Genomic DNA, 18,734 nt, shown 5'->3' on the forward strand with positions numbered 1-18,734 from the left:
CCTCCTACGCGGCTCACGCCGCTCCTGCTGTGAGAACGCCTCCGCGTCCCCATCGGTTCCAGCCCGCAGCGACGGGCCTCCCGCCGCGTCACCTCAGCGGTTCGCCGACCTCGTGCATGTGCTGCAGCGCCTGCCGGTAGGACTCGACGAGTCCGGTCTCCGCGTACGGCATACCGAGCGCCTCGCAGTGGGCGCGTACCAGGGGCTGTGCCCGACGCAGATGGGGGCGGGGCATGCTCGGGAAGAGGTGGTGCTCGATCTGGTAGTTGAGCCCGCCGAGGAACCAGTCGGTGAGGGCGGCCCCGCGCACGTTGCGCGAGGTGAGGACCTGCCGCTGGAGATGCCCCCAGCGCTCGCCGTCGGGATCGGGCATCTCCATGCCCTTGTGGTTCGGCGCGAAGGCCATGCCCAGGTGGAGCCCGAAGAGTGCATGGTGCACGAGTGCGAAGACGACTGCCTTGCCGGGAGACATGACGGTGAGGAGCAGCGTCGCGTACAACCCGAGGTGGGTGACGAGGAGGGCTGCCGAGAGGGCCCGCTCACGGACCGGCTGCTGCCGCAGGTACTGGAAGCCGGAGATCTTGAGGGCGATGCCTTCGAGGAGCAGCATCGGGAAGAACAGCCGGGCCTGGTTACGGGTCAGCCAGCGGGCGAAGCCTTCGCGCTGAGCCGCCTGCTTCTGGGTCCACACGAGGGCGCCGACGCCGACGTCCGGGTCCTTGTCGATGTGGTTGGGGTTGGCGTGGTGGCGTACGTGTTTGTCGTTCCACCAGGCCTCGTTCATGCCGAGGAGCAAATTGGCGTGGATCAGGCCGATGAACCGGCTCGTCTTTCGGTCGCCGGTTATCTGGGCGTGGCCGGCGTCATGGCCGACGAATGCGGTGCGGGCCCAGAAGACCGCAAACGGCAGGGCGAGCAACAGGGTCCACCAGGTGTTGCCGAGGAGGGCCAGGCCGGTCGTCACGGCGCCCAGGGCGAGGAGGTTGGCCGCGATGCGTGCCGCGTACCAACCGGTGCGCTGCTTCAGGAGTCCGTGTGCCTTGACGGCCCGCAGGAGAGGCGCGAAGTCGCTCCCGGAAGCTCCGGCGCCCCGCTCGAATCCCGCCGGTGCGGCAGTTCCGGTGCCTGGGGCGTCTCGCGCTCCTCCGGCGCTGTCCGCACTGCGGGCACGGTCGCGGGTGCGGTCCGCGACGGTGACTACGGCCTCGGGCATGGCGTCTCCGGTCTCTGGGAGGCTTGAAATCTGCTCTGACCTGTTGAAACGTACGGGCAGGGGCCGCACGCCAACCATGGCGCCACCACCCGGGATTCCGGGGGGCAGGCCCCCTCCTCACAGAGGGGGGCTGGCTGCACCCGACAGCCGACAGACACGAAAGGTGGGGAAAATCCAGTGAAGCTACGCCGGGTCGGGCCCCCGAGTGCCTCATAGGCTCCGAAGAGAGCCGATGGCGGGAAGGGGCTGCTTGTTGCGGATGTGCTGGTGTGGGTGATGCAGCGCCAGGTCGTGCTGGCGGACCGTGCCGAGCGGCTGCGTAAGGAGCTCGCCGAGATCGATGCCGAGGTGGCCCGGCTGGAGGCCGCCGAGGTAGTGATCGGGCAGTTCATCGAGGCCGAGCAGAGTGGGCAGGCCGACGACCCGGCCATGGCCGAGGAGCTGGAACGGGTCACGACCGCTCCGGGCGCGGGCGGCATGCTGCTGGTCCCGCACCGCGAGCCGGGCATGACCGAGAGAGCGCTGCCCGCCGACTACCAGGCGATCGTGACAATCGTGTCCGCGGCGTCGGAGCCGGTCCCGGCCAAGGACGTCAGCGTCAAGCTCGGCAAGGGCACCTTGCCCGGGCAGGTCGAGCCGGTGCGCGACAAGCTCAAGCGCCCGGCGGACCGGGGCTGGCTGCACCGTACCCCCGCCGGCCGGTTCACCGCCCCGGCGAGGCCGCCCCGATGACCGGCCGCGTCCGGATCGAGGCGTAACGCACGGGACCCGGCGGGAGTTGGGGTGTCCGTGCGAATGAGCCTGCGGGAAGCCAGCCTGGGCGCTCTGGCCGACCTCGCCTTCGTCGGCCTGGACGACGACCCCGACGACCCGGTCATCGTCACTGGTCGCCGGGCGCCCCGCGGCCACCCACTCACCGACGCCCAGAAAAAAGCAAACCGGCTGGTCAGCCGCGAACGTGCGGCCAACGAGCATGGCTTCGCCGACCTGAAGAACTGGCGGATCCTCACCAAGATCCGTATGAACGCCCGACACGCGACCACGCTACTGCGGGCACTCCTCGTGCTGACGAGCGCCGTGGTCCAGCGCTGACCGACGATCACCCACTGCCGATCAAGGCTCCGACCGGTGCGAGCACCCCAGCCACGTCCCACGCCAGCCCCGTGACCAGCAACTTCAGGTTGAAACCAACTCAATGGAAGTGACGTGGATCACGGCGACCGCACCCCCGGACACCGCCGTCGTGGGGTATCCTCGGCGACCTTGGCATCCACTAGTCAAATTTGAGGAATCCGACATCGCCGTGCACAGGCTTCCCGCGCCGTCCCCCGCCGAGATCTCCGCGCTCTCCCGCTGCTCCGTCGTCTTCCTGCCCTCGGACCCCGCCCGCACCGGCCGGGTCGCCTTCTGCCATCCGGACGGCAGCAGCCCGCCCGATGCCCCGGGGACGGTCGGGGAACTGACCGTCGTCGGGGCCGATGCCCGCCCGTACCGTGTTCCGGCCCTGCTGCTGCCCGTGCGCGACTCCCTGCCCGTTCTGACCCGTGCGCGGGCGGCCGCGCACTCCCATCCCGCGGCGGCGTTCTGGGGCGCTGCCGCACTCCTCGCCCTCCAACTCGCCGCCCGCGGACTGCTGCTGCCGGGGCTGAGCGCCACGGACCACGACGCCTGGCGGACCGGTCCCCTGACGGCCGCCGATCTCGACCGGATCCGCGACCTCGCGGCCTCCATGCCCCCCGCCGCCCATGCGGTGCCGCTCGACGAGGACGCCGAGCCCGTGCTGCTGCCGGAGCCGGAGCGGCTGCTGCGCGCATTCCTGGACGCGGTCGCGGACGGCCTGCCGCGCACGCCCGCAGCGGTGTTCGCCACCGGCAGCCCGGCGTTCGCTGTCGACACGCCGCAGCAGCTGCCGGACCGTCGTGGCTGGGCCGCTGATGTCGCGGCCGGGCACGACGCGGGAGTGCGGCTCTCGCTGCGTATCGAGCTCACCGGTCCTCCCGGGGCCCACATCGAGCTCACCGGTCCTCCCGGGGCCCACAAGGACACCGAGCCGGGCGTCGGGCCGTCCTTCCGTGCGGTCCTGCAGATCCACAGCGTCAGCGATCCGACACTGGTCGCCGATGCCGCCGACGTCTGGGCGGGCAACGCACCGACCGCGGCGGCGTTCGGTCCTCGGGCCCGGATGGACGCCCTCCTCTCGCTACGCCGCGCCGCCCGCGCCTGGCCGCCGCTGACCCCGCTGCTGTCCGCCGCCGTACCGGATTCCGTCGATCCGGCCGATGAGGAGATCACCGAACTGCTCGGCCCTGCCGCGCGGGCGCTCGCCGCGGTCGGGGTCCAGGTGCACTGGCCCAAGGAGCTCGCCCGTACCCTCACCGCACGCGCGGTGATCGGCCCGCCGGACGACGAGAACGGAGGCGACGGCGACGGCGACGGCGAATCCCGCAACGGGCGGTCCGCGTCGGACACCCCGTCGTTCCTGTCCGCCGACGCGCTGCTGGCGTTCAACTGGTGGTTCGCACTCGACGACCAGAAGCTGACCCGCGCCGAACTGGACCGCCTGGCCGAGGCCAGCAGGCCGATCGTCCGGCTGCGCGACCAGTGGGTGCTCATCGACCCCGAGGAGGCGCGCCGCGCCTGCGAGGCGCAGGACCGCAAGGTCACCCCGATCGACGCGCTCGGCGCCGTACTGACCGGTTCCACCGAGGTCGACGGCCGCAGGGTCGACGTACAGGCGACCGGCTGGCTCGCCCGGCTGCGGTCCAGGCTCGCCGATCCCGAGTCGGGCGAGCAGCAGACGGTCGGTCAGCCCGCCGCGCTCGCCGCGACGCTGCGGGACTATCAGCTGCGCGGTCTGAACTGGCTGCACACCATGACCTCGCTCGGCCTCGGCGGCTGTCTGGCCGACGACATGGGTCTGGGCAAGACCATCACGCTCATCGCCCTGCATCTGCACCGGCAGAGCGTCGACGAGGCTGCCGGACCGACCCTGGTGATCTGCCCGGCCTCGCTGATGGGCAACTGGCAACGGGAGATCGAGAAGTTCGCTCCCGGCACGCCGGTGCGCCGCTTCCACGGCGCGTCCCGCAGCCTGGAGGGCCTGGTGGACGGCGAGTTCGTCCTCACCACGTACGGCACGATGCGGCTCGACGCGGCGAGGCTCGCCGAGGCCGGGTGGTCCATGGTGGTCGCCGACGAGGCGCAGCACGTCAAGAACCCGTACTCGACGACCGCGAAGCAGCTGCGGACGATCGGTGCGCGAGCGCGGGTGGCACTCACCGGCACCCCGGTGGAGAACAACCTCTCCGAACTGTGGGCGATCCTCGACTGGACGACGCCCGGGCTGCTGGGCCGGCTCGGCACGTTCCGCACCCGGTACGCGCGTGCCGTGGAGGGCGACAGCGACCCGGCGGCGGCCGAACGGCTCGCCGCGCTGGTCCGGCCGTTCCTGCTGCGGCGGCGCAAGTCCGATCCGGGCATCGCTCCGGAACTGCCGCCGAAGACGGAGACGGACCGTGCGGTGTCTCTGACGGCGGAACAGACCGGTCTGTACGAGGCGGTGGTACGGGAGACCCTGGCCGAGATCTCCGGCGCAGACGGGTTCGCCCGGCGCGGCCTGGTGATGAAACTGCTGACGGCGCTGAAGCAGATCTGCAACCACCCGGCGCAGTACCTCAAGGAGGAGCGGCCGCGGATCGCGGACCGTTCGGGGAAGCTGGAGCTCCTGGACGAACTGCTCGACACGATCCTCGCGGAGGATGCGAGCGTGCTCGTGTTCACCCAGTACGTACAGATGGCACGGCTGCTCGAACAGCATCTGGCAGCGCGCGGAGTGCGTACCCAGTTCCTGCACGGCGGCACGCCGATCGCCGAACGCGAGGCCATGGTGGACCGGTTCCAGGCCGGCGAGGCCCCCGTCTTCCTGCTGTCGCTGAAAGCGGCGGGGACGGGCCTCAACCTCACCCGGGCCGGCCATGTCGTGCACTTCGACCGCTGGTGGAACCCGGCGGTGGAAGCACAGGCCACCGACCGCGCGTACCGCATCGGGCAGACCCAGCCGGTGCAGGTGCACCGCCTGATCGCCGAGGGAACGATCGAGGACCGGATCGCCGACATGGTGGCCCGCAAACAGGGTCTCGCGGATGCGGTGCTCAGTTCCGGCGAGTCGGCGCTGACAGAACTGACCGATGCGGAACTGGCGAATCTGGTGGAGTTGCGAGGGGGCGCGCGATGAGTGACGGCTATGAGAACGACGCATACGGGATCGACGGGTACGAGTCCGACGACATGGCCGATGAAGAGTCGGCACCGGCTCAGGAACGCACCTTCGCCGCCCTGTCGCCGACGGGGGGCCGCGGTTTCGCCGGGTCCTGGTGGGGCCGGGCATGGTTGAAGGCCCTCGAGGACACGGCACTGGACGGCAAACAGGTCAAGCAGGGGCGCCGGTTCGCCCGCGAGGGGCGGGTCGGCGCGGTCTCCGTACGGCCCGGCCGGATCACCGCGGTCGTCCAGGACCGGGACTCGACCGCGTACCGCAGTGATGTGCTGCTTCAGCAGCTGAGCGAGGAGGAATGGGACCGGTTCCTGGACATGGCCGTCGACCGGGCCGGCCACATCGCCGCACTGCTCGACCGGGAGATGCCACCGCATCTGGTGGAGGACGCGGCGGCGGCCGGAGTCGATCTGCTGCCGGGCATCGGAGATCTGGATCCTGAGTGCACGTGCGAGGCATGGGACCACTGTCCGCACTCCGCCGCCCTCTGCTACCAGGTCGCGCGGCTGCTGGACCAGGATCCGTTCGTACTCCTGCTGATCCGCGGGCGCGGCGAACGGCGGCTGCTCGACGAGCTCCAGGTGCGGATCGCGGTCCGTGCCGCGCAGCGGGAACCCGCGGAGTCCTCCGCTGCGGAGAACCGTAGGGTGCGCGGCGTACGGGCGGACGAGACGTTCGCCGCGCGAGACATCCTGCCCCCGCTGCCCGCTCCCCCGCCGCTGCCCGCGGAGCCCGGTCCCGCCCCGTCGCTGCACACGGAGACCGAACCGGAGCCCGGTCTCGACCCGGCGGCACTGGAAGTCCTGGTGACGGACAGTGCGGTACGTGCCTACCGGATGCTGGCGGACGCCCTTGCGTGGGGCCATGAACAGCAGCCGGTGCAGCACGAGTTGACGCCTGAACAGGACGCGGTACGGCTGATCGCCGACGCTCGTCCCGAGACCTGGATCGTGACACGGCTGAGCACCGGATCGGGGCGGCAGCGGGCCGAACTCGACGCGGCGGTGCGAGCTTGGGGTTATGGCGGGGCGGCCGCACTCGCAGTGCTCGACGAGAAATGGGCGCCCGATCCGGAGTCCCTCGCCAAGGCCCGTGCGCGGCTCGCCGAGGGATGGGAGGACGGCGAGCGCCCGCAGTTGCGGGCGGCGGGCAACCGCTGGACCGTTGCGGGTGGCGGCGTACAGCTGCGGTACGGACGGGACGGTCGCTGGTGGCCGTACCGCAAGGAGCGTGGTCGCTGGAACCCGGCGGGCCCGGCGGACGACGATCCTGCGGCAGTGCTGGCGGGCGCGCTCGGCGAAGGTCAGGTCCTGGCCGGCGGGTCATTGACAGAGCCATGATCGGACGCCGCCGTGGCCACGGCCCGCTGGTCCTTCGGCCCGGGGATCGTGTGCTTGATCGGGCGTCTGCGCAGGTAGCGGCGGTGACGACGACCCACGCCTGGCGGCCCTCGTCGAGGAGCTCTCTCTCGAGAGCAATCACTTCCGGAGCCTGTGGGCACACCACAAGGTGCGCCGACGCGATGCGGCAGTCGCCCACCCGCGCCGCCCCGAGGTGGGCGACCTCGATCTGTACCGCGCCGAACTCGCCGTCTCCGGCACCGACGGCCAGTTGCTGGTCGTCCATCACGCCGAGCCGGGTTCCGGCTCCGCCCGGTCACTGGCCCCGCTCGGGAGCTGGCCGTCGGCACCCCCGGCACCGCTGCCGTTCCGCGCACACCCAGCGCCCAGTGAGATCCGGACACCGACGCCCACGGACCGGTTGCCGATCATTCCCCGGGCGGTCAGACGGTGGTCCTCCGCGCGTACACCTCGACCTCGATCTTCATACGGGGGTCGGCGAGGCCGCACATGAGCATCGTGGCGGCCGGCCGGACTTCGCCGAAATACCGGCGCAGAACCGGCCAGCAGGGCTCGAAGTCGGCCCGCTCGGGCACCAGATACCGCACCCGCACGACATCGGCGACGGTGCACTCCGCCTCGGCCAACGCGGCCTCGATGTTGCGCAGGCACTGTTCCGCCTGCTCCACCACGTCGTCGGAGATCGTCATGGTGGTGTAGTCGAAGCCGGTCGTCCCGGACACATGCACCCAGTCGCCGTCGATCACTGCGCGGGCATAGCCGATCTGCTCCTCAAAGGTCGAGCCGCTGAGAATCACACGTCGCTCTGTCATGCACCGAACGCTAAGTGACCAGCACGGATACGTCTAATACGACGATGGGCATGGCCTGATATCTCTAGGCGTATGAAGAGACCCGAACTTCCCCTGCCCCAACTGCACGCCTTCCTCGTGCTCGCCGAGGAACTCCACTTCGGCCGCGCGGCCGTGCGCCTGGGGATTGCGCAGCCGCCGCTGAGCCAGCAGATCCGACGCCTGGAGGACAAGGTCGGCCACGCACTGTTCAGCCGTGAACCGGGACGCGTCACCCTCACCCCGGCAGGGCGGGAACTTCTGCCCGCCGCCCGACGGGCCCTCAGCGACCTCGCGGACGGCCTGGCCGCGGCCCGGGCTGTAGGGGGCGGCCGAGCCGGCCGCCTGCGGATCGGGTTCTCCGCCTCCCTCGCCCTGACCGTTCTGCCGGGGCTGCTGCGCACCTTCCGGGAGCGGTTCCCCGACGTGCGGCTGGACATCCACGAGATGACCACGGCTCCGCAGATCGCCGCCCTGCGCGACAAGGCCATCGACATCGGTCTGCTGCGCGAGCCCCCCGCCGACGAGTCGGAGCTCGGCTTCAGGACGGTCCTGACCGAACCCTTCGTGGCGGTGCTCCCGTCCGCTCATCCTCTCGCACATCAACGAACGGTTCCGCTTGCGCAGTTGGCGGATTCGCCCTTCGTACTCCTGCCTCGCGAGGTGGGCCCACGCCTGCATGACCGAATCACCGGCCTCTGCGCAGCCGCGGGCTTCACGCCCGACGTGGCCCAGTACGCGGTGGAATGGCAGACCGTCTGCGCCCTGGTGGAAACCGGCCTGGGCATCTCACTGGCCCCGGCGAGCATCGGGCGCATCCGTCTCAAAGGCGTCGCCTTCCGCAGGATCGAGCCCCGCACGGCCCGCACGCAGGTCGCCGTCGCCTGGCGACGTAGCGACCAGAACCCTCTGGTCACAGGCCTCCTGGCGGCTGTCAGCCGAGATCCGTCGGCCAGAGTCTAGCCCGCTCGGGGACAGGGATCGCTCCTGCACTTCGTCGCGTACTTCCCTTGTGTTCAGCTCGACGTCACCGGGCGTTGCGCGTGGGCAGAGCCTGACCGCCGTCAGCTGCTGATGCCTCAGGAGGCCTCATGTCCACCCGTGTTGACCGCGGATCCGAAGACGACCATGACGTCGGCTCGCCCCATGCCGACGTCGGTCGGCTCTACCTGCACGATGCCTTGCAGCTGGCCGGACAGCAGCCATTGGTGGAAGTCGCGTTGCAGGTCCCATTCGAACGCCGTGCGTTGACCCTTGTCGCCCGACCCGTCCACGAGGCTGGTCACTGGCTTCGCTGGTCCCACTGGAGGCGTCGTCATCAAGCCCGTTCCCAGGCCAGCCACTACAAACGTCAGGCCGCGACCCAAGCATGATCGGTATCTACAGCTGGAGCACTAAGGACAAGGCAGTGAGACGAACTCCTGTCTTATCGTTCGCCCGTCGTATGACAGTTTGGACGTCACCCACCGCCGATCTGGTTCAGCGGGCGGTGTTGAACTCGCGTACCACCTGTGGCACAGCTTTTAGGACCGTCGTGCCGTGGTCGAAGTCCCCGACGTCGCTGAGCTCTTGATCGGCCTCGTTGGCGGTCAACTGGCGCTGGCAGTACTGGGAGTTCGTGACGGAGACGTCCTTGTCGCCCTTGGCGTGGAAGAGGTGCACCGGGACTTCTGGCCGCCAGTCACAGGTGGTGTCCAGTGCCTGGAGCCTGTGGCGCAGTTTTCCCGTGGGGTTGCGCACCCTCTGGAGGAACTCGTCGGTGAACAGTTCCTTCGACGTCATCGGGAGTGCGGCCGCGATCTCCGACGCCTTGTGGTCGCCGTCGAACAGCGTTTCCACCGTCTTGTCGAACGGGGCGCGGAACGCCTGGCCCGGCGTGTCGTACAGGCCGTACATCCGGTTCCACGCGGTCGCGAAGTAGGCGAGGTAAAGCGATGACCGGGCGATTTTGTCGTCTGCTGCGGCGGCCTCGAAACCGCTCAGATCGAACGGGCCGGCGATCGGGGCGAGCGCACCCAGGCGGAAGTACCGGTCGGTGCCCTGCTGCAGGGCCCGCCCGACCATCATCGTGGCGGGTCCGCCCTGGGAGAACCCGCTGATGAGTACTCGCCGGTCGAGGGAGCGACCGTTGCGCTGAGCGAACGTACGAGCCGCCCGGAGCGCATCGACCGAGGCCGTGACGGTCGCCTCAGGGTCCCCGTACGGGTGAGATCCGGGGCCCTCACCGAGGCCGAGGTAGTCCGGGGCGGACACCGCGAGGCCCGTCGAGGCGAACAGCAACGCCGTGGCCCGGTCTGTGGACTCGTCATTCACCGAGGCCACTTCTCCCCGGTACACCTCGGTGCCGTGCAGCCAGGAGACGACCCGTAGGCCGGGTTCGCCGTTCTTGGGTATCGCGACCAGCTCGCTGGCCGTGGTGGGCCTGCCTTTCATATCGACCGTGCGGTACACGACTCGGTGGGCCCGTACGCCGTAGCGGACCTGTGCCGCCTGGATACCGGTCTTCTCCAGGCGGGCCGTGACCTCCTTGGCGTCCATGTCCACCACAGGGGTCGCGGAGATCACCGAGCCGCGCTCCGTGGGCTGCTGGTGAGCGGCCAGGGCGGCAGGTAAGGAGGAGCTCTCATTGTCGGCACACCCTGCCCCTGCCCCTGCCAGGACGGCACCCGCACACGTCAGGGCGAGTGCAGTGGAGGCGGAGAGGCGTCCACGAATTCGAGTGAAGGTCATGGCTGGACTCTGCCGTTCCCGGCACGCGCGGTGCATTGGGGCAGACCCCCCTCTCGGCGAGGGGGTTTCCCCTACAGGTGGAACCAACGCTGGGGAACTGGTTCACGGACCGGTCTTCGGGCGGGTTGGACGGGCCCGGCCCAAAGACGTGCCTCTGGCCAGATGCGGTCTGGAAGGTACCGAAGGAGCGGCCGAGGCCTGTCCCAACTGTCGTCGGGCAGTGCGAAAAGGACACGGAAGTGAGACGGAGACCGGGAGGACACCGAGTGGGACAGCCGCATCGATGCACGTCAACGCCGTGCCACGGGACATCAGAGACGAGAACCTACAGCACCCTCCACACCCGCACCCTCCTCGAGTACACCGTCGCGCATCGCAGCCCTGGACGTCGTCGCGACCGTTTCCGCCTTTCACCCCAGGAAGATTCGCACCGCCATCTGCTCACCGAAGCGCGCCGGTACGTCGCCCGCACGTTCCACGGACAGCCGACCCAGCCCCACACCGCCACCACCATCGTTGCCACGGCGCTCCGCGCGCACTGCCGGGACATCACCCCGGCCCCGACGGACGACCAGCAGCTGCCGCCCCCCGCCCACCACACCTTCACCACCTTCTGGGAGGCCCGCCGAACCGCCTCGGGCACCGGCTTGAGCACCTATCAGCAAGGCGCGGAGGGTGCCTTCGGCATCACGGTGCCGCGTCGGTCGGCTTGCCGGCCGACGCGGCACATGATGTCCGCCATGCTGGGATTCTGTCACCCACCCCCGTAAGAATTGGTCTACACCCTTGACCTGCTCATGGGGCGGACGGTACCCATGGTGACTGTTCGGTTGCTCGGCACCACAGATGTGAACCCCCCGCGAAGCACGACCTCGTCGCTCGTCGAAGGGACCGTTTGTGAGACAGCACCAGAAGCAGCATCACAGGGCCACCCGGCTGTTCGGCTCGATGCTGCTCGTCGCGGCCGCGGGAGTGTCCGCCGTCGGCGCCGCCCCCGCCCAGAACGGATCCGCCGCACAGGCCACCACGCCGCTGGGCCAGGTCGTGCCCGCCCCCGCGTCCGTCGAGGCGGGCGGACCGGCGTACGCGATCACCTCGAACACCCTGATCCGGGTCGAGGACGACTCGCGGGACGCGCGGCAGGTCGCGGCCTATCTCGCCGGGGTCCTGCGGCCCCCCACCGGCTACCGGCTGCCGGTCACGGACGAGGACGGGCACGACGGCATCCGCCTCGAACTCAGCCGCGACGCCAAGGATTTGGGGGCCGAGGGCTATCGCCTCCAGTCCGGGCGCGGCTCCATCACCATCACCGCGCACAAGCCCGCCGGCCTCTTCCACGGCGTGCAGACCCTGCGTCAGCAGCTGCCCGCCGCGGTGGAGAAGAGCAGCAAGCAGCCCGGCCCGTGGCTGATCGCCGGAGGCACCATCGAGGACAGCCCGCGGTACGGCTACCGCGGCGCGATGCTCGACGTCTCCCGGCACTTCTTCGGGGTCGACAAGGTCAAGCGCTACATCGACCAGCTGGCCCTCTACAAGATCAACAAGCTGCATCTGCACCTGAGCGACGACCAGGGATGGCGCATCGCCATCGACTCCTGGCCGCGCCTCGCGGAGTACGGCGGCTCCACCCAGGTGGGCGGCGGGCAGGGTGGCTACTACACCAAGGACCAGTACACGGAGATCGTCCAGTACGCCGCCTCGCGGTATCTGGAGGTCGTCCCCGAGATCGACATGCCGGGCCACACGAACGCCGCGCTCGCCTCCTACGCGTACCTGAACTGCGACGGCGTAGCGCCCCCGCTCTACACCGGCACGAACGTCGGCTTCAGCTCCCTGTGCGTCAACAAGGACATCACGTACGACTTCGTGGACGACGTCGTGCGCGAGCTGGCCGCCCTCACCCCTGGCAAGTACCTCCACATCGGCGGAGACGAAGCGCACTCCACCAGCCATGAGGACTACGTCACGTTCATGGACAAGGTGCAGCCGATCGTCGCCACGTACGGGAAGACCGTGATCGGCTGGCACCAGCTGACGGGCGCGAACCCGGCGAAGGGCGCCATCGCCCAGTACTGGGGCCTCGACGGGACCAGTGCCGCCGAGAAGGCACAGGTCGCGGCGGCGGCGCAGAACGGGACGGGGCTCGTCCTCTCGCCCGCGGACCGGGTCTACCTCGACATGAAGTACAACAAGGACACCCCACTCGGCCTCGCCTGGGCCGGCTACGTCGAGGTCCAGCGGTCCTACGACTGGAACCCGGGCAGCTACATCCCGGGCGCGCCCGCCTCGTCCGTCCAGGGCGTGGAGGCGCCGCTGTGGTCGGAGACCCTCTCGACCTCCGCGCAGGTCGAGTACATGGCCTTCCCGAGGCTGCCCGGCGTCGCCGAGCTGGGCTGGTCGCCGCAGGCCACGCACGACTGGGACACGTACAAGGTGCGCCTCGCGGCACAGGGCCCGCGCTGGGACGCGCTCGGCGTCAACTACTACAAGTCGGCGCAGGTGCCCTGGCCGGCCGACTAGCGGTAGCAGCGGCTCCCCCTCAACGCATACGGAAAGACTCGTCCGGATGGCCCGACCCCCGCGCCGACGTTAATCAGTCTGCGCCTCCCGCCAACCTCCCTGCCGCAGACCGAGGAGCCCTTGCATGACTCGCCGCCGCACATTCCTGCTCGCCATGTCAACCGCTCTGGGCGCCGGCCTCGTTCCCGGTCCGGCCGCCGCCGCGGCCGACGGCCCGTTCGACCCTGCTCCGGCCGCCGCGGCGCTGCGCCGGCTCATCGGCAACCGTGCCGACCAGATCAGCCTCCGGCCGATCAGCGACAGCGCCGACACGTACCGGGTCAGCGGGAGGACAGGCGCGCTGGTCATCGAAGGCACCAGCCCGGCCACCATGCTCGCCGGTTTCCAGCGTTACCTCGGCAGCCAGTACCGCGGGGCCTGGTGGGTCGCCGACAACCTCGATCTGCCGGGGCAGCTCCCCGCGCCCGCCGAGCCCCTCGTCGGCCGCGCCGATGTCCCGCACCGGTTCGCCCTCAACGACACCAACGACGGCTACACAGAACCGTACGGCGACTTCACGTACTGGCAACGCGAGATCGATCTGCTCGCCCTTCACGGCTGCAACGAGGTGCTGCTGTATCTCGGCGCGGACGCGGTGTACCACGACACGTTCCGCGAGTTCGGCTACACCGACGCGGAACTGCGGGCCTGGATACCCGGAGCGGCACACCAGCCATGGTGGCTGCTGCAGAACATGACCGGGTTCGCAGGTCCCGTCTCCGGCGGACTGCGCGAACGGCGGGCCGCCCTGAGCCGACAGATCATCGACCATGTTCGCGCCCTGGGCATGGCCCCGGTACTGCCTGGCTACTACGGGACCGTGCCACCGTCGTTCGCCGACAAAAACCCCGGCGCGGCGATCGTGCCGCAGGGCACCTGGTGCGGCTTCAAGCGCCCGGACTGGATCGATCCGCGAGACGAGCACTTCGCCCGAATCGCCGAAGCGTTCTACCGACACTCCGCGCGACGCTACGGCACCACCTCGATGTACAAGCTCGACCTGCTGCACGAAGGTGGCACTCCTGGACCGGTACCGGTCGGCGAAGCGTCGGCCGCGGTGGAGACCGCACTGCGGGCCGCGCACCCGGACGCCATCTGGGTGATCCTCGGCTGGCAGGACAATCCACGCACCGAGACGCTCGCCGCGGTCGACACCTCGCGCATGCTCATCGTCGACGGGCTCAGCGAACGACCGCCCGCGGTGGACCGGGAAAAAGACTGGTCCGGCACTCCGTACGCGTTCGGTACGATCTTCAACTTCGGCGGCAAGACGACCCTGGGCGGCGCGGCGGACCGCTGGCTGGCAAAGTACCGGGACTGGCGCGACAAGCCGAACAGCGCGCTCGCCGGTATCGCGTTGATGCCGGAGGCCGCAGACAACAACGACGCCGCCCTCGACGTGTTCACCTCACTTGCCTGGACCACGCAACGCGTCGACGCGCAGAACTACTTCACCGACTATGCCGCCCGCCGGTACGGCGGTCACGACGCGCATGCCGCCGCCGCCTGGTCGGCGCTCGCGCGCACCGCATACGCCGGCACCAGCAACAAGGGTGAGCCGCAGGACAGCCTGTTCTGCGCGCAGCCGTCCCTGTCAGCCACCACCGGCGCCGGCTGGTCGCCGACCACGATGACCTACGAGGGCGCCGACTTCGACACCGCGCTGACCGCGCTGCTGCGTGTCTCGCCGTCGCTGAGACGCTCCGACGCCTACCGCCACGACCTCGTGGACGTCGCCCGGCAGGCTCTGACCAACCGCGCGCGGATCCTGCTGCCGCGGATCCACGGCGCGTACCAGAACGCTGACCGGGCCACGTTCGACGAACTCACCGACACCTGGCTCGGCTTCATGAACCTGCTCGCCCGGCTCGTGTCCACCCGGCCCGAGTACCTGCTCGGCCCCAGGCTCGCCCGGGCCCGGGAGGCCGGCCTCGATCAGGCCGAGGCCGATCAACTGGAGTTCGACCAGCGCAGCATCCTCACCGTCTGGGGCGACCGGTCGGCTTCGGTGACCGGCGGCCTGCACGACTACGCGAACCGGGAGTGGGACGGCCTGATTCGCGACGTGTACCGGCCACGCTGGGCGGCGTACTTCACCGTGCTGCGCACCGCGCTGCGCACCGGCCGGCCGCCGGTGCCGCCCGACTGGTTCGCGCTCGCTGACGCCTGGGCGCGCGACCACACCGTTTACCCGCAGCACCCGCGGGGCGACGAGTACGGCCTGGCCGCCGAGGTGTGGCGGGTCCTGGCCGCAGACACCCATCAGGTCGACGCCGAGCTCAGTACCGACCGGCCCGTTCTGCTCGCCGGCGGCGAGCTGACCGCTTCCGGCACAGTCACCAACCGCAGTGGGCTGTCCGATGCGGACCGTCTCGCCGTCAGTACGACGGCGCCCGACGGGGTGACGGTCGCCGCGGCCGGCCCGACCACATCGCCCGTTCTCGCCGGTGGGGCGAGCGCCGACGTCACGTGGCGACTGACCGCGCCGGCCGATTGGCGGCCGGACGGCGTCGCGACAACCCTCTCCATCACCGCGGACTATCGGGTGGGCCTGCGCGGCGGGCGGGTCACAGTGCCGAAGCGGATCCTTGTCGGAGCGCCGGTCGGCGCCCCGTACGCCGTCGCGAACTTCAACGCCGCCACGTTCGTGGCCGCCGGCGACGAGCTCGGCATCCATGGTGGTGGCCGTGACATGTGGGGCGGTACCCATCAGTTCGGCGCGATCTACCTGCCCGGGGGCTTCGCCGACGGGGCGACCGCGACGGTGCTCGTCACCACCGAAGACTCCACCGGGCAGTGGGCCCGAGCCGGCATCGTGGTGCGAAATTCCCTGGCCACCAATGGATCCACCGGCTTTCTCAATCTCGCGGTCACACCGGCGCACGGCTGCGCGGTCAGCGCCGACCGCAACGGAGACGGCAAGCTGGAAACGGTCCTGGCCTCCGCCGGCTGGACCGCGCCGGTCTGGCTGCGTCTCAGCCGGACCGGAGACCGGTTCGACGCGGAGTGCAGCGCCGATCGGACGACGTGGACCGCGGTGGCCGGCGTGACCGTGCCCACCGCCGCCGCGCGGCAGGACATCGGTGTCTTCTTCACTGCGGCCAACGGCGGCAGCGGCGCCACCGGCCTGGCCACGTTCCGCGAGTTCACCGTAACCGAGCAGTAGCGCTGACTGACCGCCTACGACCCCCGAAGACGGAGGGTCTGCCGATAGTCGACATCGCCTGGCTCCGCCGGCAGCGCCCGCATCCGTGCTTGCGGACCTCACCGGAACGAGCATCAGCAACGCCACGCGATGGACCGCCTACGCGAAGCGCGACTGGTTCGACTACATCGCGTGCCGCAAGGAGACCTGAAACGCCGCTGTGAGGCCAGCGTGCCTCAGCACTGTTCAGGCCTGCGGATGGTCCGCACTGACAGAACCGGATCGACAGGCGGCACCAGCTCTCTGCTAGCGACTTCGACGAGATCTTCCGGAGCCTCTCCGTCCTGCAAGGCGGTCACATACTGGATGACCTGGGTGTGCGTCAGCACCGGCAGCCTCTGTCGCAAGGTGTGCATGGCATGGATCCGTCCGCGAGCAACCGCCACTGCCCGAACCTCATCATGCAGGTCGTCCACCGCGGTCCGTACGGCCTGACCTCGTATGCGAACTCGGTAGTCAACCTCCCAGGCCTCAGTTACCGCAGAGACGACACCGATCTGGTGGAGACCCCCGTCGAGGCGGTCAACCAAGTACGGCCCATTCCCGGCGAGCATGAAGTCAGGATTCCGGGTCCGCAGGTACTCCTCGGACGTCCAGGAGACCACCCAGACCAGCTCGTGCTGCTCTACGTGCGCCACAGCCATGCACATCGGATCTAGTCCCGCCGCCAGCTCACGCTGATAGTCGCGTTCCAGCTCTTCTTCAACGATCCGAACCGCAGCATCTCGCTCAATCACGCGTGCAGCATCCCCCACGGACTCGAACAGCGCCCAACAGGTTTCCCGGCCGTCAGGGCCTCTGCCGCTGCCCGTACCGGAATACCGCACCCACGGAGCAAGTGCACTCCGCCAACAAACAGTGGCTGGAGTAATCGGCTGGTCAGGCTGTTTGGGGCGAGTACGCGAAGGGGCGACGAGGGCAGGATTCGAACCTGCGTCCACCCGGGATCAGAGCCGGGCGCTCCTCCGCAGAGCTTCCTCGTCGCCGCTGTGATCATTGCTGGGGCTGCCGCCTGGGTCAACTGATTTGCAGGCCCAGCCCCGTGCGTTCATTGCCGTCGATCACCACCACTCGTGAGCGGCAGCACGTTTGTCCTTGCCGGAGAAGACTCCTGCTGACCGAAGCGCGCTGGCCATCAGTGGGTCCGCCACGGCGACTCCGTGCACCAACTCGGGCGTGCGCCGAAAAGACACGGCTTCAGCTGCCAGCCTGGGGACGGTCCAGGCGCTGGCCACCGGGTCCACCCGATGCCGGGCGCAGACTGCTTCGACGAGTGAGCGTGGGCATTCCTTCTCAGCCCGGAGGACTTCCCAGGGCAGAGGAAGCTCCGCCCAGACGTAGGTGTCCGGGTGCAGTCCGCCGCCGCTCATGCGGTGCCAGTACGCGACATCGGCAGCCATGAGGCGGGGCACCTTGCCAGGGCAGACACGATCCAGGATCTCGTCTTGGCCCAACTCGCTGAGCAGCGCGAACCAATGTGCCCGGGCCGTGTTCCATGCTTGCGCAGCTTGGTTCCACGTCGACGAGTCGTTGCCGCGGCGCACGATCATCGTGTCGCGTTCCATCGGGTGCCGGTCCCAGGCGTCTTCCAGCAGGTCGGCGACCTGGCGCAGGAAACGGTTCCACCGAACCAGCAACTGTGTAAGGTCCTGGTCGGACACATGAGCCAGCACTTCGGCCGTAGGGTACACATGCGCGACCGCGTGCCAGCAAGTCCGCTCGGGAACGTCCCGCAGGCGCTGGAACAAGGCCTCTGCGACCTCGTCGTAGGCCTGACGTTGCCGGCCGTTGGTGAAGACACTGCGCATGTAGCCACGCGCCGTGATGTAGGCGATGAAGGCTGCCGTGTCCAAGTCAGTGGCGAACAGCTCGTACGGCAGGGCGTGAGCAAGCGCCCCTTTGCCGGTCATCGTCACTTCGCGGCGGTGCTGCTCGTGGATGAGTCGGGCCAGTTTGGCTTCCATCCGGCGCAGAAGCCGGAAGCGCTTGTTGTACTGGCGTTTTGAGATCGCGCCGAGGCCCGCCGCCGTGCGCTCGACCCGGTTGAGGCGGTCCATGCCAAAGTCGTTCTGTCCGTACGATCGGCCGATCTCCTCGCCTGCACGCCGGATCACCGCCTCGATCCGGGCGGGATCGTCCCCGGCGCTGCCCGACAGTTCCGGCACGCTCGTGAACAGGCTCGCCGCTCGGGCGAGCTGGCGTTGCGCGCCGACGGGACGGGCGAACTCTTCCAGCATGGAGGTATAGCCGTGCCAGAGGTTGCGCAGCGAGTGCTCGGCGGCCTTGGCGAGCGCCGCCTCGGTCGCTGTATCGAGATCGGTGCCCTGTGCGGCGTGAAGATCTTGGATGAGCCGGGCCACATCCTCAGGACGCTTGCGCAGTGTGAGTGATGCGTGCAGTTCACGGAGCAGTTGTTCGACCACGGGCGACGGCATAAGCGTCACCTTGTCATCAGCTTGACCAGTGCTCCACTGGTTATCCGTCTGCCGCAGGCACACAGCGAGTTCGAGACAGCCCGCTTGCCAGTGTCCAGCCGTTGAGGCTGGGCTGCATCGCCACTCTG

The 18,734-nt window shown here is 69.4% G+C and carries 13 protein-coding genes, 1 tRNA gene and 2 pseudogenes; 9 read left to right on the plus strand and 7 right to left on the minus strand.

Going from position 1 to position 18,734, the window contains the following annotated elements; translation table 11 throughout:
* Positions 1-88 precede the first annotated feature (88 nt).
* On the minus strand, positions 89-1,213 hold the full coding sequence (locus tag OH809_RS02495) for a fatty acid desaturase family protein (protein WP_406424426.1): 1,125 nt from the start codon (positions 1,211-1,213) through the stop codon (positions 89-91).
* A gap of 276 nt (positions 1,214-1,489) precedes the next feature.
* Between OH809_RS02495 and OH809_RS02500 the strand changes: the two genes are divergently transcribed.
* From OH809_RS02500 to OH809_RS02520, 5 genes and pseudogenes are all read left to right on the plus strand, one after another.
* Complete coding sequence (locus tag OH809_RS02500; RefSeq protein ID WP_406424424.1) at positions 1,490-1,945, plus strand: hypothetical protein; 456 nt, start codon at positions 1,490-1,492, stop codon at positions 1,943-1,945.
* A gap of 63 nt (positions 1,946-2,008) precedes the next feature.
* Positions 2,009-2,305, plus strand: coding sequence for a transposase family protein (locus OH809_RS02505; protein ID WP_406424422.1), 297 nt, complete (start codon positions 2,009-2,011; stop codon positions 2,303-2,305).
* A gap of 211 nt (positions 2,306-2,516) precedes the next feature.
* Positions 2,517-5,447, plus strand: a complete 2,931-nt coding sequence (locus OH809_RS02510) for a DEAD/DEAH box helicase (RefSeq protein ID WP_406424420.1) — start codon at positions 2,517-2,519, stop codon at positions 5,445-5,447.
* Positions 5,444-6,826 carry an SWF or SNF family helicase gene (locus OH809_RS02515; RefSeq protein WP_406424418.1) on the plus strand — a complete coding sequence of 461 codons (1,383 nt, stop codon included), beginning with the start codon at positions 5,444-5,446 and terminating at the stop codon, positions 6,824-6,826. Before OH809_RS02510 ends, OH809_RS02515 begins: the two co-directional genes overlap by 4 nt.
* A gap of 97 nt (positions 6,827-6,923) precedes the next feature.
* A pseudogene (locus tag OH809_RS02520) lies at positions 6,924-7,340 on the plus strand (hypothetical protein); the annotation flags it as partial.
* Here OH809_RS02520 and OH809_RS02525 read toward each other — a convergent pair.
* Positions 7,270-7,659 carry a RidA family protein gene (locus OH809_RS02525; protein WP_406424416.1) on the minus strand — a complete coding sequence of 130 codons (390 nt, stop codon included), beginning with the start codon at positions 7,657-7,659 and terminating at the stop codon, positions 7,270-7,272. The pseudogene OH809_RS02520 and the gene OH809_RS02525 overlap by 71 nt on opposite strands.
* 72 nt (positions 7,660-7,731) lie before the next feature.
* Between OH809_RS02525 and OH809_RS02530 the strand changes: the two genes are divergently transcribed.
* Entirely contained in the window at positions 7,732-8,640 is a 909-nt protein-coding gene (locus tag OH809_RS02530) for a LysR family transcriptional regulator (RefSeq protein ID WP_406424414.1), read from the plus strand.
* A gap of 116 nt (positions 8,641-8,756) precedes the next feature.
* On the opposite strand, the gene OH809_RS02535 is transcribed toward OH809_RS02530, so the two are convergent.
* Positions 8,757-8,963 carry a hypothetical protein gene (locus OH809_RS02535; RefSeq protein ID WP_406425510.1) on the minus strand — a complete coding sequence of 69 codons (207 nt, stop codon included), beginning with the start codon at positions 8,961-8,963 and terminating at the stop codon, positions 8,757-8,759.
* Here OH809_RS02535 and OH809_RS02540 point away from each other — a divergent pair.
* Positions 8,913-9,050 (plus strand): annotated as a pseudogene (locus OH809_RS02540) (IS701 family transposase); the annotation flags it as partial. The gene OH809_RS02535 and the pseudogene OH809_RS02540 sit on opposite strands and share 51 nt — an antisense overlap.
* Positions 9,051-9,156: 106 nt before the next feature.
* Here the strand turns inward: OH809_RS02540 and OH809_RS02545 are convergent.
* On the minus strand, positions 9,157-10,242 hold the full coding sequence (locus OH809_RS02545) for an alpha/beta hydrolase family protein (protein ID WP_406514824.1): 1,086 nt from the start codon (positions 10,240-10,242) through the stop codon (positions 9,157-9,159).
* A 1,113-nt stretch (positions 10,243-11,355) separates the two neighbouring features.
* Here OH809_RS02545 and OH809_RS02550 point away from each other — a divergent pair.
* Together OH809_RS02550 and OH809_RS02555 are read left to right on the plus strand one after the other, a co-directional pair.
* Complete coding sequence (locus OH809_RS02550) at positions 11,356-12,927, plus strand: beta-N-acetylhexosaminidase (protein ID WP_406425422.1); 1,572 nt, start codon at positions 11,356-11,358, stop codon at positions 12,925-12,927.
* Positions 12,928-13,051: 124 nt separating this feature from the next.
* The gene (locus OH809_RS02555; RefSeq protein WP_406424410.1) at positions 13,052-16,132 is read left to right on the plus strand and encodes an alpha-N-acetylglucosaminidase TIM-barrel domain-containing protein; all 3,081 of its coding nucleotides are present in this window, start codon (positions 13,052-13,054) and stop codon (positions 16,130-16,132) included.
* A gap of 215 nt (positions 16,133-16,347) precedes the next feature.
* On the opposite strand, the gene OH809_RS02560 is transcribed toward OH809_RS02555, so the two are convergent.
* The 3 genes from OH809_RS02560 to OH809_RS02570 form a co-directional block, all read right to left on the minus strand.
* On the minus strand, positions 16,348-16,908 hold the full coding sequence (locus tag OH809_RS02560; RefSeq protein WP_406424408.1) for a YrhB domain-containing protein: 561 nt from the start codon (positions 16,906-16,908) through the stop codon (positions 16,348-16,350).
* 173 nt (positions 16,909-17,081) lie between these two features.
* Positions 17,082-17,154: transfer RNA gene (locus OH809_RS02565), tRNA-Gln, on the minus strand.
* A gap of 78 nt (positions 17,155-17,232) precedes the next feature.
* On the minus strand, positions 17,233-18,594 hold the full coding sequence (locus OH809_RS02570; protein WP_406514825.1) for a hypothetical protein: 1,362 nt from the start codon (positions 18,592-18,594) through the stop codon (positions 17,233-17,235).
* Between the last annotated feature and the right edge of the window lie 140 nt (positions 18,595-18,734).

It is taken from the genome of Streptomyces sp. NBC_00873 (genome assembly GCF_045207415.1).
Taxonomy (GTDB): Bacteria; Actinomycetota; Actinomycetes; order Streptomycetales; family Streptomycetaceae; genus Streptomyces.